Source organism: Rhizobium terricola, assembly GCF_012927355.1.
Classification (GTDB): domain Bacteria; phylum Pseudomonadota; class Alphaproteobacteria; order Rhizobiales; family Rhizobiaceae; genus Allorhizobium; species Allorhizobium terricola.
Genome location: NZ_JABBGK010000001.1, coordinates 1,883,231 through 1,909,172 on the forward strand (window position 1 = coordinate 1,883,231; position 25,942 = coordinate 1,909,172).

The window sequence follows — 25,942 nt, forward strand, 5'->3', positions numbered from 1 at the left end:
GCGGCGCGGCGGACGGATCTGCGGCTCGATCATTCAATTTTGCTGCGCAATGACTTGGCTTCAATCAATTTGGTTGATCGAAGCTTCACGAGAATGCGTTTGGCTGTGGCGCGGCCTCACTCTATCTTTCAGTCTCCTAAAGGAGACGATTCATGGCCTCGACTGCCCGCACACCCATGCCCTGGCTGCTGATTACCAGCGGCTCGCTCATCGCAATGCTGACCTTCGGGCCACGGTCCGCCATGGGTTTCTTCCAGCTGCCGATGCTCGCCGATACCGGCTGGGATCGTTCGACCTTTGGTCTCGCCATGGCGCTGCAGAACCTGTTCTGGGGCATGAGCCAACCGTTCTTTGGTGCACTCGCCGACAAGTACGGCACCGGCCGCGTCCTGACCGTCTCGGGTATTCTCTATGCCATCGGGCTGCTGCTGATGGCCCATGCCAATGCCCCGATCTGGCTGCATATCGGCGGCGGCGTCCTGGTCGGCATGGCGATCGGCGCCGGTTCCTTCAGCGTCATCCTCTCGGCCTTCGCTCGGCACGTCACGCCCGAGCAGCGCTCGATGGCGTTCGGCATCGGCACCGCGGCGGGTTCGGCGGGCATGTTCCTGTTCGCGCCACTCAGCCAGGCCCTCATCAGCAATGTCGGCTGGTCGGACGGGCTGGTCGTGATGTCCGTCATGATGCTGATCGTCCCCCTGCTCGCCTTCCCTTTGCGCGGCAACGCGAGCTCGGGCAGCCAGTCACAGAACCAGTTCCAGCAATCGGTCGGCGAAGCCTTGCGGGAGGCGCTCGGACACAAGAGCTACCTACTGCTGACCACCGGCTTCTTCGTCTGCGGCTTCCAGGTGGCGTTCATCACGGCGCATTTCCCGGCCTATCTCGGCGATATCGGTATCGAGGCCCGCTATGCGGTGATCGCAATGGCCCTGATCGGTTTCTTCAACATCATCGGCTCGCTTGCATCCGGTGCGATCGGCCAGCGCTATTCGAAGCCGTATTTCCTGGCCCTGATCTATATCGGCCGCTCGATCGCCGTGACGGCCTTCCTGCTTCTGCCGCAGACGCCGACGTCGGTCATCCTGTTCGCGGCGGTGATGGGCCTGCTCTGGCTGTCGACGGTCCCGCCGACCAATGCGCTGGTGGCGATCATGTTCGGAACGCGCCATCTCGGCCTTCTTGGCGGGCTGGTCTTCCTGTCGCACCAGATCGGCTCGTTCCTCGGCGTGTGGATGGGCGGCTATCTCTACGACCGCTTCGGTTCGTATGACAGCGTCTGGTGGCTCGGGGTCGCACTCGGCCTGTTCGCCGCGGTCGTGCATTGGCCGATCGCCGAACGACCGGTGGAACGCGGCCTGCCGGCCGCTGCCTGACGCGCACGCTCCAGGATCGCTTTTTTAATGATTGCGGCAACGGCGATCGATTTTTGCCGCAATCCGCCCCATTCAGGAGCATGAAAGAATTTTATTTTATTTTTCTTTCCATACCTGTTGACGGGAGAATGTCGGGCACCTACCTTTGTCCTGCCCGGTCGAAAACCGAAGCATTAAACCAACGAGGCTTTCACGACGGAAGCCCTTGCCAAAAAAGGAGGTCTGCGAAAATGAATATTGTTTTCCATCATGCCGTCCGCCCTTGGCATAAATCCCCCCTCGGTGTGGCGACGCTCAATCGCCGAAAATGCACCTGTCGAATGTGACGCTGCGCAAGCACTGAATTCAACAATCGACGCATCATATTTAAGTCTGCGCACTGGCGCGGGCGGGGAAACCGTTATGGAAAAGCAAGTTATCGAATATGCCGGCATTCCCGTCGGGATCACCATTCCCGATGGCGACAGGCTGAAGTTCATCGCCGTCAAGTATCCGGTCATCGAACTGGATGGCGGCACCTATCGCAGCGTCGGCGAACTGCAGCGCGCGATCCATCAGCACCTGCAGAACTCGGAAGACGATCAGGGCATGTTTCGCGTCGCGGCCAACGGCGCCGGCGGTGCGGCTGCCCGCAGGGTCTTCAACGCCGCCTGACAGAAGCCTTCCCGGGCCGCGCCGGCTTCGAGCCCGCGCGGCTCGTAGACGTGACGATTGAGGAAGAAGCCCGTCAGTCGGAAAGCGGCCGCCAGGCTCTCCTCGTCGGCGGCGCTCGACGCGCCTGCGCCAAGAAACCCCGGAAGCGCCAGCATGCGATCGGCCCAAGGGGCGCCTGCGTCCCTCGAAATCGCCCTTCCCGTCTTCGGCGACACGAATGCCAGATCCTCGCGCCGGCCCGTAGCCGCACACTGGTCGAGATCCAGGCCGAAGCCGAGATCGTTGAGCACCGCCAGTTCGAAGCGGATGAACAGTTCGCCGGCGGCAGCCGGTTCATCCAGATGGTCGAGGATGACGTCGAGCGCCTCGAAGAGATGCGGATGCGGCTCGCGCTCCGGCAGTAGGCGCAGCAGGGCGGCGAGCGCCTGCACACCGTAGACCGCCGTCGCGCTTTCCATCAATCGGGAGGCGCGCAACCTGACCGGCTCGACGCGAAACTCACCGAGATGTTCATCAAGCCGCGCCCGCCACGTGACTTCCACGCGGTTTCCGGGCTGCAGCACAGGCTGCATCGTCCGCGAACGACCACCACGGATCATGCCGAGATGGCGCCCGCGATCGCGTGTCATCACCTCGCCAATGACGCTCGTCTCGCCGTGACGGCGAGCCCCCAGGAATATCGCTTCATCGGTCCATTGCATGGTTCGGTTCTATCGCATTTTCCCCTTTCGGCACAGCCTGAACTGAAGCACCGCCAGCGCATCCGGCGATGGGACGCATACGAAATGTGATGTTTCACAACTCGTCGACCCTGCGTCACACGAATCGGTATAGTCGTGACATAACCCACCTGCGTCCTGTCAGTACGAGAGCCTATCGCCCATGCCCGTCATCACCACCGGCTCTCCGGACCCGACGCCCGATCCGGGTTTGCTCACCCGATTGCCGCTCCTGGTGCGCTGGCTCATTCTTCTCGTCATCTCGGCCTTGTTTTCCGCGGTCCTGCAGCTCATCCACCTGCCGGGCTCGCTGCTGCTCGGCCCGATGGTCGCGGCGATTGTCGTGGCCACCAACGGTGCTCGGCTCTCCGTTCACAAACTGCCATATGTCGCGGCCCATTCGCTGATCGGCTGCGTGATCGCCCGTTCGCTCGACGCGGAAATCGTCCGGACCTTCGCTGCCGACTGGCCTCTCTTCCTGTCGATCGTGCTGGCGGTCATCGCATCCAGCAGCATCATGGGCTATTTCATGGCAAGGAGCGGCAGCCTGCCTGGGACAACCGCCGTCTGGGGCACGTCGGCGGGTGCCGCCTCCGCCATGATGCTAATGGCCGAAGCGCATGGCGGAGACGTGAGGCTCGTCGCCTTCATGCAGTATCTCAGGGTGGTCTGCGTGGCGACGGCAGCGTCGCTGGTCGCGGCCTTCTTCTTTCATGCGAGCGGCGGACCGGTGCCCGAAACCGTGTGGTTCCCGGCATTCGACCCGATCGAACTCGCCAAGACGCTCGCCGTCTCCTTCATCGCCAGCATGGTCGGTGCGCGATTGAAGATGCCGGCCGGCACCATGCTGCTGCCGCTGATCGCGACCGCCGGCCTTCACGCCGCGGGTTACATCACGATCGACCTGCCGCCATGGCTGCTGGCCGTCGGCTACGGGGTTCTGGGTTGGAAGATCGGCCTCAGCTTCACGCGCCGCATCCTCAGGCACGCAGCCCACGCCCTGCCGCAGATCGTCGCGTCGATCGTCGTGCTGATCGTGTTTTGCGGCGGGCTCGCGGCGCTGCTCACCATCACGCTCGGGATCGATCCGCTGACAGCCTATCTCGCGACGAGCCCAGGCGGGCTCGATTCGGTCGCGATCATCGCCGCGTCGTCGCCCGTTGACCTGTCCTTCGTCATGGCGCTGCAGACCGCAAGGCTCTTCCTCGTGCTGCTGCTCGGCGGGCCGATCTCGAAGTTCGTCGCCCGCCGCATAGAGCGCTGAGCGCGCTCAGTTCCTCGGGAACTCGAGCCCCATCTCGCGGAAACGTTCCGGGTCGTCGCCCCAGTTCTCGCGGACCTTGACGAAGAGGAAGAGGTGAACCGGCTGTTCGAGGATCTCGGACAGTTCCTTGCGCGAGGCGGTCGAAATCGACTTGATCGCATCCCCGTTCTTGCCGAGCACGATCTTCTTCTGGCTGTCACGCTCGACATAGATGACCTGCTCGATGCGCACCGAGCCGTCCTTTCGCTCTTCCCACTTCTCGGTCTCGACATGCGAGGAATAGGGAAGCTCCTGGTGCAGGCGCAGGAAGAGCTTTTCACGGGTGATCTCGGCGGCGAGCTGGCGCATCGGCAGATCGGAGATCTGGTCTTCCGGGTAGTACCAGGGGCCTTCGGGCAGGCGCTTTGCGAGGAAGTCCATCAGGTCTTCGCAGCCGGAGCCGGTGGTCGCCGACACCATGAAGGTCTGTTCGAAGGCAATCGCCTCGTTCGCCTTGGCGGCGAGCTTCAGCAGGTCTTCCGGACGCACGCGGTCGATCTTGTTCAAGACGAGGATCTTCGGCTGGTGCACATCCTTCAGCCCTTCGAGGATCGCCTCGGCATCGCCGCGCAGGCCACGCTCGCTGTCGATCAGAAGCAGGATAAGGTCGGCATCCTTGGCGCCGCCCCATGCCGAGGTCACCATTGCGCGGTCGAGCCTGCGGCGGGGCTTGAAGATGCCGGGGGTGTCCATGAAGACGATCTGCGCGTTGTCATGGATCGCAATGCCGCGCACGATGGCGCGCGTCGTCTGCACCTTGTGGCTGACGATCGACACCTTGGCACCGACGAGACGGTTGAGCAGCGTCGACTTACCGGCATTGGTCGGTCCGATCAGGGCCACGAAGCCGGAATGCGTGGGCTTGTCGCCGGCAGCGGCGCCTTCGACGGAGGGGTTTTCAGTTTCGCTCATCTTTTCCAATCAGCCTGCGTCCGGGGACTTCGACCAGACGCCTTCGCGTTCGAGAATTTTCGTGGCGGCCACCTGCTCGGCAGCGCGCTTGGAACGATCGGTTCCACTTTCCGGCGCAATGCCGGGAATTTCGACGATCACCGTGAAACGGGGATCATGATCCGGTCCGGAGCGTTCGGCAATCCGGTAGGCCGGGGTCTTTGCGTATTTCGCATGCGCCCATTCCTGCAATTCCGTCTTGGCGTCGCGCCGGGCGCCGTCGGCGCGGCTCGCACGCTCTCCCCAGAACTTCAGGATGAAGCCACGTGCCGCCTCCAGCCCCGCATCCAGATAGATCGCGGCGATCAGGCTCTCCACCACATCCGCCCGGACGTTCAGCATGGCCTTGCCGGTCAGCTTCTTCACGTCCGCGCCGGTGCGGATGAAGCGATGCAGCTCCAGTTCATCGGCGATTACCGCGCAGGTTTCCGCGCTGACCAGTTGGTTGAAGCGGACCGAAAGCTCGCCTTCGGTGGCCTTGCGGAAGGTGGTGAACAGCAGTTCGGCGACGCACAGGCCGAGGACGCGATCGCCGAGAAACTCCAGGCGCTCGTAGTCGCTGCCCTTGGACGTCGGCGTCGCGCTCGAATGGGTGAGCGCGCGATCAAGCCGGTCCCGCTCGGCAAAGCTATGACCGATCGCGGCTTCGATCCGCGCCCGATCCTCTTCGCCGAGCCCTTTCGTTCTCTTCATTCAACCACCTTGAACAAGCGATCCCAACGCATGTTGGACGGCCATTTCCAGATTTCGCGGAAAGACGTGTCGTTGCCGAGCGAGAAGAAGATCACCGATGCGCGGCCGATCAGGTTCTCCTCCGGCACGAAGCCGACGTCGAAGCGGCTGTCGAGCGAGTTGTCGCGGTTGTCGCCCATCATGAAGTAATGGCCTTCCGGCACGATGAACTCGCGGGTGTTGTCGCCTCGGGTGTCGAGCGCCTGGTCGAGTGTGTCGTAGCTGACGCCGTTGTCCATGGTTTCGCGGAAGACCGGCACGTCGGTGCCCGGGTCGAGGCTGTAATCCGAGGTGAAGCGGCCGTCCTCGGCGCGCGGGACCGGCTTGCCGTTGATGTTGAGCACGCCGTTGATGACCTGGATGCGGTCGCCCGGCAGGCCGACGAGACGCTTGATGTAGTCGACCTTCGGGTTCGGCGGGAAGCGGAAGACGACGATGTCGCCGCGCTCGGGCTGGCTGCCGAAGATGCGGCCCTCGAAGAGGTCCGGCGAGAAGGGCAGCGAATACTTGGAGTAACCGTAGGAGAACTTGTTGACGAAGATGTAGTCGCCGACGAGAAGGGTCGGCATCATCGAGCCCGACGGAATGGTGAAGGGCTGGAACAGCACCGTGCGGATCACCATGGCCAGCAGCAAGGCCTGGATAACGACCTTGATGTTCTCCCACAGAGCACTGTGCTTCTTTTCGGCTTGTTCGACCACGCTTTCACTTCCTCTTCTGGCAATTCCTGCCCTGTCTAGTCGGTTCGCGCCCCTGCGGCAACGGCAGAGGCACGGAATTCCCCTTGCAAGTGGGCCGTTCAGGCCTCCACCGGTCGGGCCTCGATGATCACGAAGGCCTGCGCCAGGGGATAGTCGTCAGTAATGGTCAGATGAATGACCGCTTCATGGCGGGGCGGCAGCATTTTCTTCAAAAACTCGGCGGCGCCGCCGGTCAGCTGCATGGTGGGCTTGCCGCTCGGCGCATTGACCACGCCGAGATCCCGCCAGAACACGCCCTGGGCAATTCCGGTTCCGAGCGCCTTGGCCATCGCTTCCTTGGCGGCAAACCGCTTGGCATAGGTCGCGGCGCGGTTCTTGCGGCCATCCGCCTTGCGGCGCTCGACCTCAGTGAAACAGCGCTGGGTGAAGCGCTCGCCATGACGTTCGAGCGACTGCTCGATGCGGCGGATGTCGATGAGGTCGCTGCCGATGCCAAGGATCATGGGGCTTTCCGGTCTGGTTGGATCGTCTGGTCAGGGGGCGGGATGGATGGCCGCACCGGCGCGCAGCCGCGCGCCTTCGGCAAGGCGCAGGCGGCGCCGGTCGCGATAGCGCCGCACGAGAAGGAAGGTCAGGCCATAGGCGAACAGACCGCTGACGAGCGCCGGCGGGATCGCGCCGATCAGCATCGGCTCGATCACCGGACGCCAGAGATCGGCCCAGCCGACGCTGCCGAGCAGATGATGCAGGTCGAGATGATGATGGCCGGCGGCGAGGTCGCCACCCAGCATCCAGGTGCCTATCTTCCAGGTCGCGGCCCAGATGAAGGGAAAGGTGAGCGGATTGGCAAAGGCGGTCGCGAGGGCTGCGGCGATCACGTCGCCGGCGACGATCCAGGCGAGAACGACAGACAGGACGATGTGAAACCCGAGAAACGGTGTCCACGCCGCCATCATGCCGGAAGCAATGCCGGCCGCAACCGCATGCGGCGACGCGCTGAGGCGCAGGATGCGCATCCGGTAATAGTGGAAAGGTCGCGAAAAACCCTTGGCCGGCCAGACGAGGCCGCGCATCTTCTCAAGCAATCCGGCGGGTCTGCGGCGGCTGAACAACATAGGTCACATGTAGGGGATCATCCCCCATGCAGACAAGAGCGGGTGCCGGCCAATTTGCCATGCCCCGTCCGTCATTCAAAGGCGCGCGGAAAGCGCGCCCGATCCATTCGGCAAACTGGCTCAGAAGCCCTTGCGGAACATGCCGCGCTCGATTTCGCGCTGGCGGAATTCGAGGTCGACCATGTCGCGGGCACCGTTGAGATAGGCCATCTCGCGTTCGGCAGCGGTGGGAACGCGAAGGGCACGGGCGATATTGCGAAGCGGCTTGAACATTTCTCTATCCTCTTTGTCTCTGTACTTGAGCCAAAGATAATTGTGCGGCGCACAATTTACCAGTTCAGATAAAGATGCACTGGCATGCAAGCGCTGCATGGCGAGCTAAGGAAGGCTTAACGATCGGGAAACCGTGTTAACCGCCTGAGCGGTTCCAACTTTGTCCGGATCATGGAAAAGCTCTCTCTTTGTTTCCACGCAATTCCGGACGGAAAACCGCTTCACACTTTTCCTGGAATTGCTCTAGTTCGCCGACCTGGCCGCCTCGATGAGCTTTCCGCGGATCTCCTCGTCCCAGATAAGGGTCAGGCAAGCCTCTATGCCGGTGCGGTCGAGACGGAACCGCCTGTCGTCGGAGCCGAGCCCGCCCCCGGGCAGGCTGTCACCGTCCTCGCACATCTCGATGTCGCGGGTGATGTCGAGCAGCACGGACCGGTCGCCCCGGCGGCGCAAGGTGAACTCGCCGCCGTCGCATTCGATCGCGCAGGAAAGAACGCCCTGCCCGTCGGGCTCGGGACAACAGCCGCCCGACAACTGAACCGGATCGCTCACGCCACGAAAACCGAATTCGAGATTGACGATGCTCTCGTCGTAACCTTCGCCGTCGGGACGATAGGCAAGCACGGTCATGGCCGTCACGTTCTGACGGGGATGAGCGTCGAGATGCGGCTGGTCGTAGTGACGGGTGAAACAGGCCCAGCCAAGCTCGCCGACCTTCAGCGCACGGCCATAGAGGAATTTCTGTTCCCCTTCGCCGGCCTGAACCGCGCAAGGCAGCAAGCCTGCCCACAACAAGAGCAGCAGTCGGCCACGCCCCATCCGCATCGTCAGAAATCCCCTCGTCTCGTCGCCACACAGTGCACGAGGCCTCACCGGGTATCAAGACCACGACGCCCCGAGATAGAGACGCCGCAGGCTTGGCTCAGTCGTAGACGCGCTTGACGGTCGAGATGCAGTCGAGCTCCTTCATCTCGACAATCAACTGGTTCAGCTGGCGCAGGTCCCAGACCTCGACGTCAATCGCCATCTCGGTGAAATCGGCAGCGACGCGCACCATGGAGAGCGTGCGAATATTGATGTCGAGGCGCGCGACGGTCTGGGCGACGGTCGCAAGGGTTCCCGGCTCGTTGATCGCATTGATCAGGATGCGAGCCATGAAGCGGGACTTGTTTGCCTCGTCGAGATCCCAGCGCACGTCGATCCAGCGTTCGGGCTCGTCGTCGAACTTCTGGAGCGTCGAGGCCTGGATCGGATAGATGGTGATGCCCTTGCCGTCTTCCATGATGCCGACGATGCGGTCGCCGGGCACGGCACCGGCCGGCGAGAAATGCACCTCGGCATTGTTTCCGAGACCGCGGATCGGCAACCGATCCTGGGCGTCCGCCCCGCCTTCGTCCTTGCCGCGCGGTTTGCCGGGGATCTTGAAGACCATGCCATTGGCGCTGTTCATCGCGAACCAGCCCTCGTCGGTCGAGGGCTTCACCGTCACGCGTTCGTCCTGGTAATCCGGGTAGACGGCGCGCAGCACGTCGATCGACGACATCTCGCCACGGCCGACGGCAGCGATCGCGTCCTCCACATCGCGCTGGCCGAGCCGGTGCAGCACCGGACGCAGCGTGTCTCGCGAAAAGATCTTGCCGGCACGCTCGAAGGTGCGTTCCAGAATACGGTGGCCGAGACCGGCATACTGCTTGCGGATCGCCATACGGGTCGCACGGCGAATGGCGGCGCGCGCCTTGCCGGTCACTACGATCTCCTCCCAGGCAGCAGGGGGCACCTGCACGCCTGAGCGGATGATCTCGACCTCGTCGCCGTTCGACAGGCGGGTGACGAGCGGCATGATCGAACCGTTGATCTTGGCGCCGACCGTGGTGTCGCCGATATTGGTGTGCACCGCATAGGCGAAGTCGATCGGGGTCGCGCCGCGCGGCAGGGCGATCAGCTTGCCCTTGGGGGTGAAGCAGAAGACCTGATCCTGGAACAGTTCGAGCTTGGTGTGCTCGAGGAATTCCTCGGGGCTGTCACCCTCGGCCAAGGCCTCGATGGTGTGGCGCAGCCACGAATAGGCATTGCTTTCACGAGACAGCAGTTCGCCGTCGCCACCGCCCTCGCCGTCCTTGTAGAGGGCGTGCGCCGCGATGCCGTATTCGGCGATCTCGTGCATGCGCCGGGTGCGGATCTGCAGCTCGATACGCTGGCGCGACGGGCCGACGATGGTCGTGTGGATCGAACGGTAGTCGTTCTGCTTCGGGGTCGAGATGTAATCCTTGAAGCGGCCCGGCACGACGCGCCAGCGGGTGTGAACGATGCCGAGCGCGCGATAGCAGGCCGGAACGTCGTCGACGATGAGGCGGAAGCCGTAGACGTCGGAAAGCTGCTCGAAGGACAGCGACTTCGACTGCATCTTGCGGAAGACGGAATAGGGCTGCTTCTGGCGCCCCTTCACCGAGGCGTTGAGCAGGCCGTTGGCGACCAGCAGTTCGCGCAGTTCGTCCTCGATCTTCTTGATCAGGCCCTCATTGCGCTGCGAGAGTTCGGCGAGACGCTGGGTGACCGTCTCGTAGGCTTCTGGATTGATATAGCGGAAGGACAGGTCCTCCAGCTCGTCGCGCATGTCCTGCATACCCATGCGGCCGGCAAGCGGCGCATAGATTTCCATCGTCTCCTCGGAGATGCGGGCGCGCTTGTCGTCGCGCATGTGCTCGAGGGTGCGCATGTTGTGCAGGCGGTCGGCCAGCTTGACGAGCAGAACGCGGACGTCGTCGGAGATCGCCAGCAGCAGCTTGCGGAGATTTTCCGCCTGCTTGGCCTTCTTCGAGACGAGATCGAGTTTCTTCAGCTTGGTCAGGCCCTCGACCAGGCGGCCGATATCCTCGCCGAACAGCTCGTCGATCTCGGCGCGGGTCGCCGTCGTATCCTCGATCGTGTCGTGCAGCAGGGCAACCGCGATCGTCGACTCGTCGAGGCGCATTTCGGTGAGGATGGCGGCAACTTCGAGCGGATGCGAGATATAGGGATCGCCGCTGGCGCGTGTCTGCTTGCCGTGCTTCTGCATGGCATAGACATATGCCTTGTTCAGGAGAGCTTCGTTGGCATCGGGCTTGTATTTCTGAACCCGCTCTACGAGCTCGTATTGCCGCATCATCCGAGGCTGCTCCATAAACGAAAAGCGCGCCAATCAACGCGGATTGGCGCACGAGACCGAACTTCCGAAACTTTAAAGCCCGATTACTTGACGATTAGTAATCGTCGCTCTTTTCCGGCGGAACCAGGCCTTCGATGCCGGCCAGCAGGTCTTCTTCGGACATCTGGTCGAAGGTCAGGGTTTCCGGCAGGTCGTCCTCTTCGTCGCCCTTGGCCGATACGGCGGAAGCGGCGATCAGCGAACCGGCGTCCTGCTCCGGCTCGTCGACTTCGACGTGCTTCTGCAGCGAGTGGATGAGGTCTTCCTTGAGATCGTCCGGCGAGAGCGTCTCGTCGGCAATTTCGCGCAGGGCGACGACCGGGTTCTTGTCCTTGTCGCGGTCGACCGTGATCGGAGCACCCTGCGAGATCTGGCGCGCACGATGGCTGGCGAGCAGCACGAGCTCGAAGCGGTTATCTACTTTGTCGATGCAGTCTTCAACGGTGACACGGGCCATTGCCTGTCCTTTGCGCTGGGGAATTTAAGGATTTAGCAGCCCGATACAATCAATGGAAGGCAAATTCAAGTTTTTCGTCAGCCTCAACCGGGGGCTGACGGGCGAACGCCGCGAAAAATGCCGTCTCAAAGCGCTTAATTCAACTTATGCGTGCTTGGAATATCGCTTCGCCTGCCCTAAATGATTCCGTATATGAATATTTCATAATTTAAGTGGAATATTCATGAGCAATACGGCAAGGTTTTGTTTTGATTGTCTTTTGCCACTGACTCCTATTCCGAACAAAGGATATTTACGCGATGTTCGATCCCCGGGAAAAGATAGCACTGTTCATCGATGGCGCTAACCTCTATGCCGCCTCCAAAAGCCTCGGCTTTGACATCGATTACCGCAAACTTCTCAAGGCCTTTCAGAAGCGCGGATACCTTCTTCGCGCGTATTACTACACCGCCCTGATCGAAGACCAGGAATATTCCTCCATTCGCCCGCTGATCGACTGGCTGGACTATAACGGCTACAAGGTCATCACCAAACCGGCCAAGGAGTTCACCGACTCGATGGGCCGCCGCAAGGTCAAGGGCAATATGGATATCGAGCTCGCCATCGATGCCATGGAGCAATCCGAGACGGTCGATCACCTGGTGATCTTCTCCGGCGACGGCGACTTCACCACGCTCGTCGAAGCGCTGCAGCGCAAGGGCCGCAAGGTCTCCGTCGTGTCGACGATGGCAACCCAGCCGCCGATGATCGCCGACGATCTGCGCCGCCAGTCGGACCACTTCATCGACCTCATCTCGCTCAAGGCCGAAATCGGCCGCGATCCGAGCGAACGTCCGCCGCGCGTCGTAGAGCCCGTTGCCACGAACGATATGGGCGAGTAATAGCCCGCGGACAGGAGAATTGCCCCGAACCCCTCATATTTGAGGGGGAATACGCGGCGCGACTCAGGAATGCGCCAAGGCGGGATCTGACGCACGGCACACCTAACCATCTGAAGATTATCGCTTTTCTTCGGCGGAGCGTTCATTTTCCGGTTCAATCGAGGCACCCTTCCGCGCCTGACGCGGTCGACTTTCCGCGTCGCTTCGCCGTCCAATATTTGATTATTATCATTCTCTTCATCAAATTACGTCTAACACTTCATTCTTCGTTAATCGCGAACGCAAAGAGCGCCGCGACCGCGGTTTACTCTCCTCCGGGGGCAACCTATCTGCACGGCCATTCAGCCCCCATATATTTATAGGTCACTTCAGAAATGTCCGGTAACAACAGCTCCGCTTCCCACCTCAAAGATCGCCTTAGCTTTCTCGGCCTCGACGTCGAGGAGCGTCAGCGCCTTGCCAGCCTGCAGCCGCAGATCAAGGCTACGATCGGACCTGCGCTCGACGAATTTTACGCACGCGCCAAGTCGCATCCGGAAACCGCACGCTTCTTTGCAAGCGACGCGCACATCGCACACGCCAAGCAGAAGCAGGAGGCGCATTGGTCGCTGATCAGCTCGGGCAAGCTCGACGCTCAGTATGTCGAGGCGGTCTCGACAATCGGCCGTACCCACGCTCGGCTAGGCCTGGAACCGCGCTGGTATATCGGCGGCTATGCGCTGGTGCTCGAAGGGATCATGGAGGGGGTGATCGCCGAGGAGCTTCGCGGATTCATGCAGGGTCGCAAGGCCAAGCGGCTCACAGAGAACCTGACCACGATCATGAAGGCCGCCATGCTGGACATGGACTATTCGATCTCGGTCTACCTGGATGCACTGGCCGAAGAGCGCTCGCGGGTCGAGGAAGAGCGCCACAGGCTCGAACAGGAGCAGGAAGTTGCGCTCGCGGCAATTGATACGGCGCTCGACCGCTTGAGCAACGGGGATCTGACCGCAACGATCGACCGGGAACTGTCCCCCAAGTTCGACAATCTGCGCACCAACTTCAACCAGGCGGTCAATGCGCTAGGCTCGGCCTTTGCCGAGATCTACACCGAGGCGTCGCGAACCGCATCCAATTCGCGCGAGCTGACATCGGCAACTGACGAGATGGCAAAGCGGACGGAGCAGCAGGCGGCCGCCCTCGAGGAGACGGCTGCAGCGCTCGAACAGATCACCACCGTCGCCAAGCAGACTGCGCTGCGCACCCAGGAAGCCCGGGAAGCCGTGACAGCTTCCGCCGACGAAGCCGTGCGATCCGGCAAGGTCGTGGAGCAGGCCGTCGAAGCGATGGGCGACATCGAGGCATCCTCGAGGAAGATCACCCACATCATCAGCGTGATCGACGAGATTTCGTTCCAGACCAATCTTCTGGCGCTCAATGCCGGTGTCGAGGCGGCGCGCGCCGGCGAAAGCGGCCGGGGCTTCGCGGTCGTGGCACAGGAAGTGCGTGAACTTGCCCAGCGTTCGGCAGCGGCGGCCAAGGAGATCAAGACGTTGATCGACCGCGCCTCGCAGGACGTCGCGCGCGGCGTGTCGCTGGTTCACAAGACCGGCGAGGCACTGACGACGATCGGCGAGCAGGTCCACGCGATCAACGGCCACATCGCGGCGATCACCACCTCGTCGCAGGAGCAGTCGGCCGGGATCAGCGAAATCAACGCCGCCATCAACAGCATGGACCAGATGACCCAGCAGAATGCCGCCATGGTCGAGGAAACCAACGCCTCCACCCACACGCTGCTCGACGTTTCTCATCATCTGACGAGACTGGTCTCGCGCTTCACGGTCTCGAAGGAAATGTCGATGCCACGGCAGTCGCAGGAATATCGCCAGCGCTACGCCGCGTAAGGCGCCGAATCCGGCGCGGTCGGCCCAGGTCGGCCGCGCTGACACGTCTCAAAAATGCAACTGGCCAATTGCCTGGAACGCCTAAAGCGCCTCGAAGCTGATGGGCTGGGCGCCCTGCCAGAGCACCATTTTGCCCATGGCTTCGAGATTGTCCCGTCCCTCGACGATCGTCAGGACATGATTGCCCGCAAGCGCACCCATCTTGCTGGCGAAATGCGAGCTGCCATAAGCAAAGAGAAGCTCCGTCTCGCTGTAGCCGCCGGGATAAAGCAGGATATCGCCGCGCGACGGATGGCAGGTGTGGTTCTCAAATCCCGCGCCGAACTGAAAATCCCCGAGCGGAACCCACACGGCCTCGCCGCTCCAGCGGGAATGAATCGTCTGGTTGCGGAACGGCAGGAAGGTCTTGAAGATCCGGCAGGTTTCGGGCGCCTTTTCGCTTTCGAAACGGGCCGTGAACTGGAACGGGCCGACAGCAACCTTCAGCATGTCGCCCATGCGCTCAACCGCCGGTCTTCAGAAGACGGGTCTTCTGGCGGTTCCAGTCGCGCTCCTTCTCCGTCTCGCGCTTGTCGTGCAGCTTCTTGCCCTTGGCGAGCGCCAGTTCGAGCTTGGCCCTGCCCTTCTCGTTGAAATAGATCTTCAGCGGAACGAGCGTCATGCCTTCGCGATTGATGGCAGCGCGCAGCCTGCTGATCTCGCGCTTGTTGAGCAGCAGCTTGCGACGGCGGCGCGGCTCGTGGTTGAAGCGGTTGGCCTGGAGATATTCCGGCAGATGGGAATTGATCAGCCAGATCTCGTCACCCTCGTCGGAGGCGTAGGATTCGGCGATGTTCGCCTTGCCTTCACGCAACGACTTGACCTCGGTGCCGGTCAACTGAAGACCGGCCTCGTAGGTGTCGATGATCTCGTAGTTGAAGCGGGCCTTGCGGTTTTCCGCGACAACCTTGTTGACCGTGCGCTGGCTGCCTCTGGGTGCCATGGGTGAAATTCCGTTCCGCCCGACATGCTTGTTGTTGCCGGTCGGCGGGCATCCGTCCGGCTCTTGTCGCTCTTATGTAGTATAGCAACCGCCGGAAGGGAAGAAGCCGGAACAAGGCCGCAGCCCACCCCGGCAATCAGGTTCAGCCGATCAGGCTGGCATGCTTGAGCGCTGCGTCGATTGCGGCCTCGGTCGAGGCTTCGAGCGTCGGAAGCAGCGGCAGGCGCACCGTGCGGCTCATGCGGCCAAGCTTCGACAGGGCGTATTTCACGCCGCAGAGGCCGGGCTCCATGAAGATCGCCTTGTGCAGCGGCATCAGGCGATCCTGGTATTCGAGCGCCTTCTTGTAGTCGCCGGCGAGCGTTGCCGCCTGGAACTCGGCACAGAGCTTCGGTGCGGCATTGGCCGTGACAGAGATGCAGCCGAGACCACCATGGGCGTTGAAGCCGAGTGCGGTCGCATCCTCGCCCGAGAGCTGGATGAAATCCTTGCCGCAGGTGATGCGCTGGTCGGACACGCGTTCCAGCTTGCCGGTCGCATCCTTGACGCCGACAATATTCTTGTAAGCCTTCGCCAGCGATCCCATGGTCTCCGGCGTCATGTCGACGACCGAGCGGCCCGGGATGTTGTAGATGAAGATCGGCAGCTTCACGGCTTCGGCGATCGCCGCATAGTGGGCGAAGAGGCCCTTCTGCGTCGGCTTGTTGTAATAGGGCGTGACGACGAGCAACGCATCGGCACCGACCTTTTCGGCGTGCTGGGCGAGTTCGATCGCTTCCTTCGTGTTGTTCGAGCCGGCGCCGGCGATCACCGGAACGCGTTTGGCAGCGACGTCGATGCAGAGTTCCACGACCCGTTTGTGCTCGTCATGGGAAAGCGTCGGCGATTCACCCGTGGTGCCGACCGGCACGAGGCCCGTCGAACCCTCGGCGATCTGCCATTCCACATGGGCGGCAAAGGCTTTCTCGTCCACTGCACCGGTTTCGGTGAAGGGCGTGACGAGTGCGGGAATCGATCCCTGGAACATGCAACAAAACTCCTCAAGGCCGGCATCCACGCTTCGGCCGTATTCCTTGGTTACAACGCGCGCACATTACTTTGCCGACAGGAGCGCGACAAGCCGACTGGCCGGGCTTTTATGTCAGTTTTCGGCCGCATCAAAGGCCGTATTTTTGCCTTCCGGGTAAGATTTCGTTAATCTGGCCGGTGACTAATGGAGCATATGCGCATTCTCCGGCGGGTAACCCAATGAGAAGATCGGATATTCTGGCAACTGTCTTCGGTGCCATGGTCGCCGCCGGCTTCGGCGTGGCCGGCGATGCGGTGTGCAACACCGGCGTGCCTATCCCCTCGCCGAAACCCGCACTCCCCTCCGCCGCGACGGCGTCGCCCCCCTCGCTGGAGGTCACGGGGGCCATTCCGCGCACGGCCCGGATGAATATCGCCAATCCGCTGCTGAAGACCGGGCTCGACGCCCTGTCGGACAAGGACGGGGCGCGGGCAATCACCATTCGCAACCAGCTTCCAGAAGGCCTCGACCGGCACATGCTGACATGGTCGATCGCCATGTCCGGGCTTTCCGACATTCCATCCGCAGAGATTGCCAACGCGCAACGCGAGTTGAAGGGCTGGCCGGGGCTTTCGGCCTTTCGCGCCAATTCGGAACGGGCCCTCTATCGCGAGAACCCTGCGCCCGCCGACGTGCTGTCGGCCTTCGGCACGACGTTGCCGGAAACCGCGGAAGGCGGCATCATCCTCGCGCGCGCCTATCTTGCATCCGGCGACAAGGCGAATGCGGCCGAGGTCCTCCGCAAGTTCTGGCATGGCGAGGCGCTCGACACGGCGCTTGAAAGCCGCATCCTCAAGGAGTTTTCCGGCATTCTCGGCGTCGGCGACCACAAGGCGCGGATGGACTACCTGCTCTATCGCGGCCGCACCACTCAGGCAAAGCGCTTTTCGACGCTCGGAGAGGCGCAGTCTCTTTATAATGCCTGGACGGCCGTGCTGGCGAAATCTCCCAAGGCCGGCGCATTGCTGAAGGCGGTGGACCCGCGCTGGCACAATGACCCGGCTTATCTCTTCGCCCGCATCGAACTGTTGCGCCGGCAGGACAAGTATGAGGACGCGGCAAAACTTCTGGCCAACGCGCCGCGCGATCCGGCAAAGCTCATCAATACCGGCGAGTGGTGGAACGAACAGCGCATCGTGGCGCGTGGCCTTGCCGACGACGGCAAATTCAAGGCGGCCTACCAGCTGGCGGCACGCCACACCGCGACGGACGCCGTCGACGTGGCCGACGCGGAATTCCACGCCGGATGGTATGCGCTGCGCGGCCTCAAGGACGGGGAGACGGCGGCGGCGCATTTCCGCAAAATCCTGCAGGTCTCCGACCGGCCGCTTTCCGCTTCACGGGCCTGGTACTGGCTCGGCCGGTCGTCCGAACTGACCGGAGACGGGAAATCGGCGGAATATTTCGCCAAGGCAGCACGCTTCCCGAGCACTTTCTACGGTCAACTCGCCCAGGCCCGGATCAAGGGCGAGAGGCTTGCCATTCCCTATCCCCAGCCGACAGCGGAAGAGCGGGAGCGTTTCGCCACGCGCGAAGCCGTCCAGGCGATTGCCCGCTATGAGGCCGCAGGGCATGGCTGGCGCGGCGACAGCCTCTACCGGGCCCTTGCCCAGCAGCTCGACAATCCCGGTGAACTCGCGCTCCTCACGGCAAAAGCCGAGAACAACGGCAATCATCAGCTTTCGCTGCAAATCGGCAAGACGGCCTATGCGCGCGGCATCAACGTGCCGGCTCTCGCCTTCCCGATCGGCGTCATTCCGGCAGGCGCCAACATTGCGGGCTCCGGCAAGGCGCTCGCCTATGCGATCGCGCGACAGGAAAGTGCGTTCAACCCGGCCGCGGTTTCACCCGCCGATGCGCGCGGGCTCCTGCAGTTGATGCCAGGCACCGCCAAGAATGTCGCGGTCCGTCATGGCCTCGCCTTCTCCAAGGAAAAGCTCACCAGCGATGCCGGCTATAATGCCACGCTCGGCGCCCATTATCTCGGCGAGCAGATCGACGCCTTCGATGGTTCCTATATCCTGACCTTCGTCGCCTACAATGCAGGGCCGAAACGCGCGCCGGAATGGATCGCGCGTTACGGCGATCCGCGCGGCAAGCCGATCGACGAGGTGGTGGACTGGATCGAGCGGATCCCCTTCCCCGAGACCCGCAATTATGTGCAGAGAGTCATGGAAAACTACCAGATCTACAAGAGCCGCCTCGGCCAGAAGGCCGACATCGTCCACGACCTGCGCTACGGCCGCTGAACCGCCTTTGGCGGATCGGTGAAACTGGGCTACATCTTGATCCGGACCATCGCGGGAGGATCGGATGACGGCGGGCTACGACCAGGGTTTTGTGGAGCAAAGGGTCGCTACAGCAGACGGTCTCACTCTCTATACCCGTATCTACGGCGCCGGCCTTGGCGGTCTCCCCGTCGTCTGCCTGCCCGGCCTCACGCGAAACTCGCGCGATTTCCACCAACTCGCGATTGTTCTTTCGACGGCAGCCACCCGTCCGCGGCGCGTGATCACCATCGATTCGCGCGGACGCGGCCGTTCCGACTGGGACGAGGACAAGAGCCGCTATACGCTGCCGGTCGAGGCTGGTGACGTCGTCTCCGTCCTCGATGCGTTACAGATCGACCGCGCGGGCTTCATCGGAACCTCGCGCGGCGGGCTGATCCTACATCTTCTCGCCGCAAGTCACGCGGACCGGATTGCCGGAGCGGTCCTCAACGACATCGGCCCGGTCATCGAGCTCGAAGGACTGCGGCAGATCCAGGCCTATCTCGGCCGCGACCGGCGTCCTGATGACGTCTCGGAGGCCACGACGATCCTGAAAGAGATCCACGGGCCTTCTTTCCCGGCGCTTGGCGAAGGGGACTGGCGCGACATGGCGGATGCGATCTATCGCGAAAGGGACGGAAGGATTGTCGCCGACTTCGATCCGGCCATCGCCGACCAGGTCCGCGCCCTCGATCTCAGCCAGCCGGTGCCGGATCTGTGGCCGCTGTTCGAGACCCTGAAGCAGGTTCCGCTGATGACCGTCCGCGGGGCGACCTCGCGGCTTCTGTCGGCCGAAACGCTTAAAGAGATGACGCAGCGGGCGCCGGACATGGAGGCCTTGACCGTCCCGGGCCAGGGTCACGCCCCGATCCTGCATGTCGGCGATATTCCGGCCCGCCTTGCCGGCTTCCTCGATCGCCGCGTGAGATAACCGAGTCGGACGGCCCGACGCCGCTCCATTCGTTACGCGTCCTGAACGACGGACGCCGATCTTTGGCAGTCGCCGTTTCCAACAATGGCCCAAACGGAAAAAGCCCGGCTTTGCAGCCGGGCTTTCCCTATAAGATCCGGAGATCCTATTAGAACGAACGGGTCAGGCGGATGTAGCCGCCCCAGGTGCCGTCGTCGCCAGCAGCGTCGCTGTCGAGGTACATGACGTCAGCCGAAGCCTTGAGGCCTTCTGCGAGCTGGTACTCGACGAGAACGTCGGCAGCCCAAGCGTCCAGGTCGTCAACGAAGTTGACGTCACCGTAGTACAGAGCCTGGCCAGTGATGGTCAGCTTTTCGGTGGCCTTGTAGGAGTAAGCTGCGCCAACGCCCCATTCAGCCGTATCGACACCCACGCCATCGGTTTCGGTGTAAGCGTTGTTGCCCGACGAGTAAGCGCCCATCAGGTAAGCAGTGCCCGGGCCGACTTCAGCAGCCAGAACGCCGGCGAGGGCAACTTCTTCAGCTTCGATGTCGTAGGCAGCCCATGCCGTTGCAGTAACGGCGCCGAAGGTGCCCGAAGCGGTAGCTTCGATACCAACTTCGTTGTCGATGTAGAAACCGCTCAGGTCGTCAACGCCGAGACCGACGGTGAAGGCGTCAGACGAGTAGGTGTACGAAGCGGTGTGGAAACGCGTCGTCGTGTAGAACAGGTCGGATTCACCCGGGCCGTCGAAGTCGTCGATGAAGGTGGCAGCGTGACCAACCTTGAAGCCGCCAACAGTGATGTAGGCCTGACGAGCATAGAAGCCCGATTCAGCGTCGTTCGACTGGAACTGGATGAAGGAACCGATGGTACCGAGTTCAGAGTCGTTCTTGGCGGATACGGTCAGACGGGTACGAACTTCGGAATCCCAGTCGTCACCTTCACCGTCTGCGGTGTCGTATGCTTCATCCTGGAAATACACGGTTGCACGAACTTCGCCGCCGATCTTGAGGCAGGTTTCGGTGCCCGGGATGTAGAAGTAGCCGGTGCCGAAAGCGTCGCAAACGCGAACGTATTCCATCGGCTCGGGTTCAGCTGCAACGATAGCGTCGGCAGCCTGTGCGCCGGAAACCACTGCGAGAGCAGCGGCGGAGCCGAGAAGAAGGCTCTTGATGTTCATATTGACCTCCAGTCAAGTTGAACTGAGGATCGTCAATCGTCCTTGAATTAATCACGTTATTTCAATGTCGTAGTGAGAGCGTCCGTCAAAAAGACAGCGTGAGAAAAATCAAGTCGGTGATCTTTTGAGCGCGCAGCGCTGTCTCTGGATAGAGGCATACGAGGTCCAGGCGCAGGAGCTGCGTCGGCACATCGAACAAATGAACTGGATCTTTCAGGGGAGTGGCGGAGAGGAAGGGATTCGAACCCTCGATACGCTTTTGACGTATACTCCCTTAGCAGGGGAGCGCCTTCGACCACTCGGCCACCTCTCCGGTCCGGCCTGATTATTTGCTTGGCCGACCGAATGCAAGGGCTTTTCGGCGGCCGATGTAATTTCCGTGACAGGATTCTGCCCGCCAACTCCCTCCTATATATAAGGAGCAAGTTCCAAGCCTGGCTGTCAGCTACCTCGCCAGGTCCGACGTGGCGGAATCGCGTCGAATCGTGGCCACCGATTTCGCAGATTCGCTCAGCGAACGAGCCAAAGCGCATCTCAAACGCTCAAACCACGGGCCAACCGAAGCGATTGTTTTGCCTCTTCGCTGACGCCATGCGGGTGCAGATTGGCCTGGAATGTGTTCCAAATCAGGATTCGCAGCCTCGATCAGGGCTTGGCGATTCCCGGAAACAGGCTGCTAAGTCCCTTTTTCGTAAGGCCTTTCTTAACAATAGGTAAACGGAAGGGGCGGTCCCGTGGCCGCTTTGTGTCCTTTCAGCAACAGAGCCATGGGAAGGGTTACGGCTTTCCTCCCTTTCGACCGTTTGGTGATTGCATGACGGACCGCGTCTTGTATTTTCAACCTCGGAAGCGAGGCGGTGGATCGTCCGTCTTCTGAAACCGACGGGGATGGGGCAGGGAATGCTGTCCTTCAGCCAAAGAACCCAGACCCATACGAAACTTGACTGGAGGTCAATATGAACATCAAGAGCCTTCTTCTCGGCTCCGCCGCTGCTCTCGCAGTGGTTTCCGGCGCACAGGCTGCCGACGCTATCGTTGCAGCTGAACCCGAGCCGATGGAATACGTTCGCGTTTGCGACGCTTTCGGCACCGGCTACTTCTACATCCCGGGCACCGAAACCTGCCTCAAGATCGGCGGTTATGTTCGCGCTCAGATCGACATCGAACACGATGACGTAGCAGACGAATACGTCTGGGACGCTTGGACCCGCGGTCGCGTCGAAGTTTCGGCCAAGAACGACTCCGAACTCGGCACCATCGGCTCCTTCATCGCTTTCCAGGCTGAAGGCAACGAAGACAACGCTGTTGGCTCCGACTTCTACCTCGACGAAGCCTACATCACCGTCGGCGGCTTCAAGGTCGGTTACCTCTACAACTACTGGGATACCGGTCTGGCTGGCGAAGTCGACAACCTCGGCTCGAACCTCCTGAACTCGGCTGGTTACGAGTACAGCTCCGACGCCTTCAAGGTCGGCCTGTTCATCGACGAGCTCAACGACTCGCTCGGCGAACTGAACGACGGCGTTGGTGTTGAAGCTCTCGTCTCCGGCACCTTCGGTCCGGTCACGGCTGCTCTTCTCGGCTCCTACGACTTCGCAAGCGAAGAAGGCGCTGCTCGCCTGATCGTCGAAGCTGAAGTTGGCCCGGGCACCCTCGGCGTTGCCGGCATCTACTCGAGCGGCTTCAACAGCTACTACGACGCTGCTCAGTGGACTGTTGCTGCTTCGTACGCTGCCAAGCTGACCGACAAGCTGACCCTGACCCCCGGCGCCCAGTACTACTGGGATGTTGACCACGTTGACGGCGTCGACGCTTGGGAAGTCGGCCTGACCCTCGACTACGCTCTGGCTGAAGGCCTCGCTCTGAAGGCTGACGTCCAGTACGGCGACTCGGAAGAAGTCGGCGTCGACGGCCAGTGGGACGCATTCGTCCGCCTGCAGCGCTCGTTCTAATCCGACCCAAATCGGATGAACGGGAGGTCCGGCCTTCGGGTCGGACCTCTTGCCAGGCTGGCTAAGCCGCTGATCTGGCGAGAGAAAGAAACATTACGAAGTGCATTCGAGCGCTGGGAACGTCCTAATGGGAGTGTTGCCGGCTTGCATCTGTTTATTCTGAATGATGCATTTTACGACGCTGCGCATCTTTATGGTCTATATTTTTTATAATCCATAACTAGTTTGGAGTGCGACGGGACGGACAGGCCGGCCCGATCGATATCGAGGCATACGCGTGAACCAGATTGTAGCGGATACGATGCAGACCTTCGGCGCAAACGCCGACGTCCCGCTTTATTCGGTTCACTACCAGTACAATTCGGGAAACAAGTTCACCGAGGTACGGGAAACATCGCTTCGACAGCTTTTCGAGAAATATGGTGACATTCTCTGGCTCAACGGCAGCCACAAATACAACGTCACCAATTTCATCGGCGAGCTGCACGACCTCCTGGATATTCCGAGCTTCTCCACCTTTTCCCAGGAGATGCTCGACGAATTGATTGGCAAATTGCGCAAGCGCGGTAACAGCAACGCCACCATCAACCGAAAGATGGCGGCCTTAAGCAAACTGCTGCGAAAGGCGTACAAGATGGGAGACGTGTTCAGCTTACCGGAATTCAAACGGCAAAAGGAAAAGGCCGGGCGAATCCGTTTTCTCGACAAGGATGAGGAAAACGCGCTTTTCAGCGAGATGCGCGCGCATTCCGACCTCTATTATCGCTACTGCCTGTTCCTCGTGGACACCGGCGCACGCCTCAGCGAAGGCATCGACATGCGCTGGGGCGACGTCAGCGCACACAGGGTCACCTTCTGGGTCACCAAGTCGGGCCGCAGCCGCTCGGTGCCGCTGACGCAGCGGGCTGCAGCTGCAATCGCAGCCTCCGACCGCCGCTATCCAGGTCCCTTTACCGAGATCGACCAGCAGCGTTTCCGCCAGGCCTGGCACATTGCCAAGGAATCGATCGGGCTTGCCGACGACAAGGATGTCGTTCCGCATGTGCTTCGCCATACCTGCGCCTCGCGCCTCGTCCAGGGCGGCATCGACATTCGCCGCGTGCAGATGTGGCTCGGGCACCAGACGCTTTCGATGACCATGCGTTACGCGCATCTTGCCTCACACGATCTCGATATGTGCGTACCCGTACTGGAGCGCGCTTCCGCACGCTGATGCCGCCTTTTTTTGGGCGGCATTTGTTAGCGCTAACACTTTCGTGATCGGTTCGTGACCTCGCGTGACCAGCCTGATCCGGGCAGGAATCGGGACGAGTCGACCAAGGAAAAGGCCACCGCTTCGGCCGAAGCGGTGGCCTTTTCTATCGATGGGCTAATGGTAGTTTCCGTTCATTCCGAGCCTGACAGACGTTGAAATGTAGGAACCCGGCTCGGAGCCGCGCTTATGTCAGAAGCGCCTTCAGGTCCGACCCCGGGTCGGCGATCACGTCCCGCGGCGCGTTCCGGCCGAGTTCCAGAAGCTTCTTTCCGGTGACATAAGCCTTTGCGTCATTGATGGCATCGACGGCGATGAACTCGCCCTTGCTGTAATACCAGGTGGAAAGGCTGTTTTCCCGACCGCCCGGACGCAGGACCGTTTCGTCATAACCGAGGTTGAAGCCGGCAATCTGCAGCTTCACGTCATACTGGTCGGACCAGAACCACGGCTTCGGACGGTAAGGCTGGTCGCCGCCGACCATCACGGCGGCGGCCGCTTCCGCCTGGTCAACGGCGTTCTGCACCGATTCCAGCCGGATCCTCTGTCCCTTCCATTCGAATACGGCGCAATCCCCCATGGCGAAGATCGCCGGATCGGAGGTGCGGGCCATCGCATTGACGAGAATTCCGTTCGCCGTCTCGATCCCGGCACGGGCGGCAATCCCGTCATTCGCAACAACGCCGATGCCGGCGATCACGATGTCGACATCCATCCGCGTTCCGTCGCAGAGTTCGGCGGCGACGACACGACCATTGTCACCGATCAGAGCTGCAAGCCCGGTCTTCTCCCGGATGACCACGCCATGGGCGGCGTGGATCTCGCGCATGGCATCGGCCGTCTCCTTCGCCGCGACGCGGGCAAGAATGCGATCCGCCATTTCGATGACGGTGACTTCCAGGCCTAGATGACGCGCAACGGCTGCCGCCTCGAGGCCGATATAGCCGCCGCCGACAATCAGCAGCCTGCGCCCCGGCGCCATTTCCGTGGCGAGACGATCCGCATCGGCCTTGTTTCGCACCGTATAGACACCTTCAAGACCGCCACCAATTGCATCGGGCAGGCAGCGTGGCGTCGCGCCGGTTGCGATCGCCAAGGTCTCGTAGCCGAGCCGGCTGCCGTCGAAGAGTACAACCTCTTTCGCGGCACGGTCGATCTCCTCGACCGGCGTCGAAAGACGGATCTCGACACTATTCTCGGCGTACCAGGCTTCCGGGCGGAACAGCAGGCGGTCGAAACTCATCTCGCCGAGCAGGTATTTTTTCGAGAGCGGCGGGCGCTGATAAGGAAGGCAGTCCTCGGCGCCGAGAATGGTGATCGGCCTCATGTCCTTGAGGCCCCGCAGTTTCGCAGCCAGCGCAAAGGCCGCCTGCCCTGCACCGATGATGACCAGTCTGCCTGCCACGTGACGCTCCGATTATCGATCTGGGAAACCGCGCTTCAAGCCGGATGGGCCGCGCGAAAAGATTGGCCAAAGGGGTAGCGCGCCTGCCCCTGCCCGTCAAGCAATCGTACCGGCGATTGCACGGCCGCCCCAGGGCCCGCCCCTCCCCGCTGAAAGGAGGGCCGGGCCGCAGGCCGGCCTCAAAGGTCGAGGACCAGATGAGGCCGACCGTTGGAAGTGTGGCGGGGCGAAACGCCCTTGCCGTCGATGGTGGCGTTCACGCGCTGGCGAAAGGCCGAGAAGCTGTCGAACGTCACCACATCGACCGGTTCGTCGAAGTGAAGCGTGATCTCGTAGTAGCTGCTCTGCGACAGCCGCGTCAGGGAAAGCACCCTGCCCTGGAACCGCTGGCCGAGATATTCGCCGGTCACGACCGCGCCGACGGCGACAGGCGCGATTTCGGCATTGTCGCTTCGGGCAGCCAGCGCCGAAAGCGTGTTCCAGTCGCGCAGGCCGTGGCTCTTCGCAACGAGTTCAAGGGCCGCGCTGTGGGTGACAGGCGTCCCGCTTCCGGCCATTGCGTCACGCAGACGCCGGGCCTGGGATTTCAATTCATCAATAGTCAATGTGGCCATGGACATGGCAAACCTCTTCTCTCGTGGCATGCAAGCATATCGAAGGGGGCCCGCATTGCCCTTACCGCGCATG

At 61.7% G+C, this 25,942-nt stretch carries 25 protein-coding genes and 1 tRNA gene; 9 read left to right on the forward strand and 17 right to left on the reverse strand.

What is annotated here, in order from left to right:
- Window positions 1-152: 152 nt before the first annotated feature.
- Window positions 153-1,373, forward strand: a complete 1,221-nt coding sequence (locus HHL25_RS08990; protein ID WP_169589233.1) for an MFS transporter — start codon at window positions 153-155, stop codon at window positions 1,371-1,373.
- Window positions 1,374-1,775: 402 nt separating this feature from the next.
- Window positions 1,776-2,027, forward strand: coding sequence for a hypothetical protein (locus HHL25_RS08995; protein WP_169589235.1), 252 nt, complete (start codon window positions 1,776-1,778; stop codon window positions 2,025-2,027).
- Here the strand turns inward: HHL25_RS08995 and recO are convergent.
- Window positions 1,955-2,728: a DNA repair protein RecO gene (recO, locus tag HHL25_RS09000; protein ID WP_169589237.1), complete on the reverse strand. Its 774-nt coding sequence runs from the start codon at window positions 2,726-2,728 to the stop codon at window positions 1,955-1,957. The genes HHL25_RS08995 and recO overlap by 73 nt on opposite strands.
- A gap of 181 nt (window positions 2,729-2,909) precedes the next feature.
- Here recO and HHL25_RS09005 point away from each other — a divergent pair, with 181 nt between their 5' ends.
- Entirely contained in the window at window positions 2,910-4,010 is a 1,101-nt protein-coding gene (locus HHL25_RS09005) for an AbrB family transcriptional regulator (RefSeq protein ID WP_169589239.1), read from the forward strand.
- A gap of 6 nt (window positions 4,011-4,016) precedes the next feature.
- Here the strand turns inward: HHL25_RS09005 and era are convergent, their stop codons facing one another.
- The 9 genes from era to rpoZ all read right to left on the reverse strand — a co-directional run bounded on the left by era (window position 4,017) and on the right by rpoZ (window position 11,462).
- Window positions 4,017-4,961 carry a GTPase Era gene (gene era, locus HHL25_RS09010; protein WP_169589241.1) on the reverse strand — a complete coding sequence of 315 codons (945 nt, stop codon included), beginning with the start codon at window positions 4,959-4,961 and terminating at the stop codon, window positions 4,017-4,019.
- A 9-nt stretch (window positions 4,962-4,970) separates the two neighbouring features.
- A complete protein-coding gene (gene rnc / locus HHL25_RS09015; RefSeq protein WP_169589243.1) occupies window positions 4,971-5,693 on the reverse strand; it encodes a ribonuclease III in 723 nt (240 codons plus the stop codon).
- The gene (gene lepB, locus HHL25_RS09020; RefSeq protein WP_169589245.1) at window positions 5,690-6,433 is read right to left on the reverse strand and encodes a signal peptidase I; all 744 of its coding nucleotides are present in this window, start codon (window positions 6,431-6,433) and stop codon (window positions 5,690-5,692) included. Before lepB ends, rnc begins: the two co-directional genes overlap by 4 nt.
- 98 nt (window positions 6,434-6,531) lie before the next feature.
- Window positions 6,532-6,936, reverse strand: a complete 405-nt coding sequence (gene acpS, locus HHL25_RS09025; protein ID WP_169589247.1) for a holo-ACP synthase — start codon at window positions 6,934-6,936, stop codon at window positions 6,532-6,534.
- Window positions 6,937-6,966: 30 nt separating this feature from the next.
- The gene (locus HHL25_RS09030) at window positions 6,967-7,548 is read right to left on the reverse strand and encodes a DUF2062 domain-containing protein (RefSeq protein ID WP_169589249.1); all 582 of its coding nucleotides are present in this window, start codon (window positions 7,546-7,548) and stop codon (window positions 6,967-6,969) included.
- A gap of 120 nt (window positions 7,549-7,668) precedes the next feature.
- Window positions 7,669-7,821, reverse strand: a complete 153-nt coding sequence (locus HHL25_RS09035) for a DUF3563 family protein (protein WP_169589251.1) — start codon at window positions 7,819-7,821, stop codon at window positions 7,669-7,671.
- Window positions 7,822-8,064: 243 nt separating this feature from the next.
- Window positions 8,065-8,646 carry a hypothetical protein gene (locus HHL25_RS09040; protein ID WP_169589253.1) on the reverse strand — a complete coding sequence of 194 codons (582 nt, stop codon included), beginning with the start codon at window positions 8,644-8,646 and terminating at the stop codon, window positions 8,065-8,067.
- A 97-nt stretch (window positions 8,647-8,743) separates the two neighbouring features.
- Window positions 8,744-10,966 (reverse strand): RelA/SpoT family protein, encoded by a 2,223-nt coding sequence (locus HHL25_RS09045; protein WP_169589255.1) that lies wholly within the window; start codon window positions 10,964-10,966, stop codon window positions 8,744-8,746.
- Between the two features lie 94 nt (window positions 10,967-11,060).
- Complete coding sequence (rpoZ, locus tag HHL25_RS09050; protein WP_169589257.1) at window positions 11,061-11,462, reverse strand: DNA-directed RNA polymerase subunit omega; 402 nt, start codon at window positions 11,460-11,462, stop codon at window positions 11,061-11,063.
- 299 nt (window positions 11,463-11,761) lie between these two features.
- On the opposite strand from rpoZ, the gene HHL25_RS09055 reads away from it, so the two are divergent.
- Window positions 11,762-12,343, forward strand: a complete 582-nt coding sequence (locus tag HHL25_RS09055) for a LabA-like NYN domain-containing protein (protein ID WP_169589259.1) — start codon at window positions 11,762-11,764, stop codon at window positions 12,341-12,343.
- Window positions 12,344-12,717: 374 nt separating this feature from the next.
- Window positions 12,718-14,232 carry a globin-coupled sensor protein gene (locus HHL25_RS09060; protein WP_169589261.1) on the forward strand — a complete coding sequence of 505 codons (1,515 nt, stop codon included), beginning with the start codon at window positions 12,718-12,720 and terminating at the stop codon, window positions 14,230-14,232.
- A gap of 81 nt (window positions 14,233-14,313) precedes the next feature.
- Here the strand turns inward: HHL25_RS09060 and HHL25_RS09065 are convergent, their stop codons facing one another.
- The 3 genes from HHL25_RS09065 to dapA all read right to left on the reverse strand — a co-directional run bounded on the left by HHL25_RS09065 (window position 14,314) and on the right by dapA (window position 16,241).
- A complete protein-coding gene (locus tag HHL25_RS09065) occupies window positions 14,314-14,730 on the reverse strand; it encodes a DUF3830 family protein (RefSeq protein WP_390624504.1) in 417 nt (138 codons plus the stop codon).
- Between the two features lie 4 nt (window positions 14,731-14,734).
- Window positions 14,735-15,214 (reverse strand): SsrA-binding protein SmpB, encoded by a 480-nt coding sequence (gene smpB / locus HHL25_RS09070; RefSeq protein ID WP_169589263.1) that lies wholly within the window; start codon window positions 15,212-15,214, stop codon window positions 14,735-14,737.
- Window positions 15,215-15,356: 142 nt separating this feature from the next.
- Window positions 15,357-16,241: a 4-hydroxy-tetrahydrodipicolinate synthase gene (dapA, locus tag HHL25_RS09075; protein WP_169589265.1), complete on the reverse strand. Its 885-nt coding sequence runs from the start codon at window positions 16,239-16,241 to the stop codon at window positions 15,357-15,359.
- A 221-nt stretch (window positions 16,242-16,462) separates the two neighbouring features.
- On the opposite strand from dapA, the gene HHL25_RS09080 reads away from it, so the two are divergent.
- Both HHL25_RS09080 and HHL25_RS09085 read left to right on the forward strand, forming a co-directional pair.
- Window positions 16,463-18,532, forward strand: coding sequence for a lytic transglycosylase domain-containing protein (locus HHL25_RS09080; RefSeq protein ID WP_169589267.1), 2,070 nt, complete (start codon window positions 16,463-16,465; stop codon window positions 18,530-18,532).
- Between the two features lie 64 nt (window positions 18,533-18,596).
- The gene (locus tag HHL25_RS09085; RefSeq protein WP_169589269.1) at window positions 18,597-19,484 is read left to right on the forward strand and encodes an alpha/beta fold hydrolase; all 888 of its coding nucleotides are present in this window, start codon (window positions 18,597-18,599) and stop codon (window positions 19,482-19,484) included.
- A gap of 148 nt (window positions 19,485-19,632) precedes the next feature.
- Here HHL25_RS09085 and HHL25_RS09090 read toward each other — a convergent pair whose 3' ends face one another.
- Window positions 19,633-20,646, reverse strand: coding sequence for a porin (locus HHL25_RS09090; protein WP_169589271.1), 1,014 nt, complete (start codon window positions 20,644-20,646; stop codon window positions 19,633-19,635).
- Between the two features lie 222 nt (window positions 20,647-20,868).
- Window positions 20,869-20,959, reverse strand: a tRNA-Ser gene (locus HHL25_RS09095).
- A gap of 643 nt (window positions 20,960-21,602) precedes the next feature.
- Between HHL25_RS09095 and HHL25_RS09100 the strand changes: the two genes are divergently transcribed.
- Together HHL25_RS09100 and HHL25_RS09105 are read left to right on the forward strand one after the other, a co-directional pair.
- Window positions 21,603-22,598, forward strand: coding sequence for a porin (locus tag HHL25_RS09100; RefSeq protein WP_169589273.1), 996 nt, complete (start codon window positions 21,603-21,605; stop codon window positions 22,596-22,598).
- A gap of 301 nt (window positions 22,599-22,899) precedes the next feature.
- A complete protein-coding gene (locus tag HHL25_RS09105; RefSeq protein WP_169589687.1) occupies window positions 22,900-23,811 on the forward strand; it encodes a tyrosine-type recombinase/integrase in 912 nt (303 codons plus the stop codon).
- Window positions 23,812-24,037: 226 nt separating this feature from the next.
- Here the strand turns inward: HHL25_RS09105 and HHL25_RS09110 are convergent, their stop codons facing one another.
- Both HHL25_RS09110 and HHL25_RS09115 read right to left on the reverse strand, forming a co-directional pair.
- The gene (locus HHL25_RS09110) at window positions 24,038-25,255 is read right to left on the reverse strand and encodes an NAD(P)/FAD-dependent oxidoreductase (RefSeq protein ID WP_169589275.1); all 1,218 of its coding nucleotides are present in this window, start codon (window positions 25,253-25,255) and stop codon (window positions 24,038-24,040) included.
- A gap of 179 nt (window positions 25,256-25,434) precedes the next feature.
- Window positions 25,435-25,875: a glyoxalase superfamily protein gene (locus HHL25_RS09115; protein ID WP_169589277.1), complete on the reverse strand. Its 441-nt coding sequence runs from the start codon at window positions 25,873-25,875 to the stop codon at window positions 25,435-25,437.
- Between the last annotated feature and the right edge of the window lie 67 nt (window positions 25,876-25,942).

What these genes read in the sequence shown, in the direction of transcription:
- HHL25_RS08990 (WP_169589233.1), top strand. Translation starts at nt 153, where the DNA reads ATGGCCTCGACTGCCCGCACACCCATGCCCTGGCTGCTGATTACCAGC.
- HHL25_RS08995 (WP_169589235.1), top strand. Translation starts at nt 1,776, where the DNA reads ATGGAAAAGCAAGTTATCGAATATGCCGGCATTCCCGTCGGGATCACC.
- recO (WP_169589237.1), bottom strand. Translation starts at nt 2,728, where the DNA reads ATGCAATGGACCGATGAAGCGATATTCCTGGGGGCTCGCCGTCACGGC.
- HHL25_RS09005 (WP_169589239.1), top strand. Translation starts at nt 2,910, where the DNA reads ATGCCCGTCATCACCACCGGCTCTCCGGACCCGACGCCCGATCCGGGT.
- era (WP_169589241.1), bottom strand. Translation starts at nt 4,961, where the DNA reads ATGAGCGAAACTGAAAACCCCTCCGTCGAAGGCGCCGCTGCCGGCGAC.
- rnc (WP_169589243.1), bottom strand. Translation starts at nt 5,693, where the DNA reads ATGAAGAGAACGAAAGGGCTCGGCGAAGAGGATCGGGCGCGGATCGAA.
- acpS (WP_169589247.1), bottom strand. Translation starts at nt 6,936, where the DNA reads ATGATCCTTGGCATCGGCAGCGACCTCATCGACATCCGCCGCATCGAG.
- HHL25_RS09030 (WP_169589249.1), bottom strand. Translation starts at nt 7,548, where the DNA reads ATGTTGTTCAGCCGCCGCAGACCCGCCGGATTGCTTGAGAAGATGCGC.
- HHL25_RS09035 (WP_169589251.1), bottom strand. Translation starts at nt 7,821, where the DNA reads ATGTTCAAGCCGCTTCGCAATATCGCCCGTGCCCTTCGCGTTCCCACC.
- HHL25_RS09040 (WP_169589253.1), bottom strand. Translation starts at nt 8,646, where the DNA reads ATGCGGATGGGGCGTGGCCGACTGCTGCTCTTGTTGTGGGCAGGCTTG.
- HHL25_RS09045 (WP_169589255.1), bottom strand. Translation starts at nt 10,966, where the DNA reads ATGATGCGGCAATACGAGCTCGTAGAGCGGGTTCAGAAATACAAGCCC.
- rpoZ (WP_169589257.1), bottom strand. Translation starts at nt 11,462, where the DNA reads ATGGCCCGTGTCACCGTTGAAGACTGCATCGACAAAGTAGATAACCGC.
- HHL25_RS09055 (WP_169589259.1), top strand. Translation starts at nt 11,762, where the DNA reads ATGTTCGATCCCCGGGAAAAGATAGCACTGTTCATCGATGGCGCTAAC.
- HHL25_RS09060 (WP_169589261.1), top strand. Translation starts at nt 12,718, where the DNA reads ATGTCCGGTAACAACAGCTCCGCTTCCCACCTCAAAGATCGCCTTAGC.
- HHL25_RS09065 (WP_390624504.1), bottom strand. Translation starts at nt 14,730, where the DNA reads ATGGGCGACATGCTGAAGGTTGCTGTCGGCCCGTTCCAGTTCACGGCC.
- smpB (WP_169589263.1), bottom strand. Translation starts at nt 15,214, where the DNA reads ATGGCACCCAGAGGCAGCCAGCGCACGGTCAACAAGGTTGTCGCGGAA.
- dapA (WP_169589265.1), bottom strand. Translation starts at nt 16,241, where the DNA reads ATGTTCCAGGGATCGATTCCCGCACTCGTCACGCCCTTCACCGAAACC.
- HHL25_RS09080 (WP_169589267.1), top strand. Translation starts at nt 16,463, where the DNA reads ATGAGAAGATCGGATATTCTGGCAACTGTCTTCGGTGCCATGGTCGCC.
- HHL25_RS09085 (WP_169589269.1), top strand. Translation starts at nt 18,597, where the DNA reads ATGACGGCGGGCTACGACCAGGGTTTTGTGGAGCAAAGGGTCGCTACA.
- HHL25_RS09090 (WP_169589271.1), bottom strand. Translation starts at nt 20,646, where the DNA reads ATGAACATCAAGAGCCTTCTTCTCGGCTCCGCCGCTGCTCTCGCAGTG.
- HHL25_RS09100 (WP_169589273.1), top strand. Translation starts at nt 21,603, where the DNA reads ATGAACATCAAGAGCCTTCTTCTCGGCTCCGCCGCTGCTCTCGCAGTG.
- HHL25_RS09105 (WP_169589687.1), top strand. Translation starts at nt 22,900, where the DNA reads ATGCAGACCTTCGGCGCAAACGCCGACGTCCCGCTTTATTCGGTTCAC.
- HHL25_RS09115 (WP_169589277.1), bottom strand. Translation starts at nt 25,875, where the DNA reads ATGTCCATGGCCACATTGACTATTGATGAATTGAAATCCCAGGCCCGG.